The organism is Aquimarina sp. 433 (assembly GCF_054054605.1).
The window spans coordinates 1-729 of the sequence record NZ_JBSWZK010000033.1; the positions used below are offsets into that span (position 1 = coordinate 1).

The 729-nt window shown below is 30.0% G+C and carries 2 protein-coding genes; both read right to left on the reverse strand.

Annotated features, from left to right (window positions below; all coding sequences use genetic code 11):
- Positions 1–173: 173 nt before the first annotated feature.
- Positions 174–437 carry a hypothetical protein gene (locus tag ACWNT5_RS24225; RefSeq protein ID WP_456518855.1) on the reverse strand — a complete coding sequence of 88 codons (264 nt, stop codon included), beginning with the start codon at positions 435–437 and terminating at the stop codon, positions 174–176.
- A gap of 31 nt (positions 438–468) precedes the next feature.
- On the reverse strand, positions 469–729 hold a 261-nt coding region (locus tag ACWNT5_RS24230), incomplete at its 5' end, for a hypothetical protein (protein WP_456518856.1).

Below are 729 nucleotides of genomic sequence, written 5' to 3' on the forward strand. Positions count from 1 at the left end.
TAACGTCTAATATATGTGTCGTAGCAGGACAAAATGTTACTTTGCTTTTCGATTTTTCTGCGCATTGATTGCTAACTTTTACTTTCTGCAAGCATTGCGCCTTACCAAAAATACAATAACCTTTCGATTCATCACCTAGATGCTATGATCACATATATCGTGTTAGCTACTTTTTATTTTTCTATTTTCCAGTTGAAATTTAAAGCTGTACATTTAGGACATTCAACATATTCTCCTTCAAGAGAATCTATATTACAACGGTTGCACTTTCCGTACTCTTTATTAATGTGCATAAATGAGAATTTAGCGTCAATACTTTCTATGTCATAGAGTGATTCTATTTTTTGTATTAACTCTCCAAGTTTATTATTGGCTTTTAATTGAGAAAGGATTTTTTTCTCTTCTGATGTGAAATTTGGAACTTCAAATTCCCTCATTAAACATTTTTTACAAGACAATCTCATCAAACTATAAATCTTCTTTTTGTTTGTTAAACCACTTTAGTTGAGATTCAATTCTTTCGAGTATTTTTTCATCGGAGTCATTGTGAATATCTCTAAGTTGATATTTAGGATTCATTAAATCTTTCTCATCAATGAATTCATTGATTTTAAGGTTGAAAATGGCCTGACCAAACCTTTGTTCAGGATTTTCATTCAGATAAGTAGAAATATGATCAATTATTTTCCGATGTTCTTTTTTCATTATCAGATAATTGTAGCTAACGTT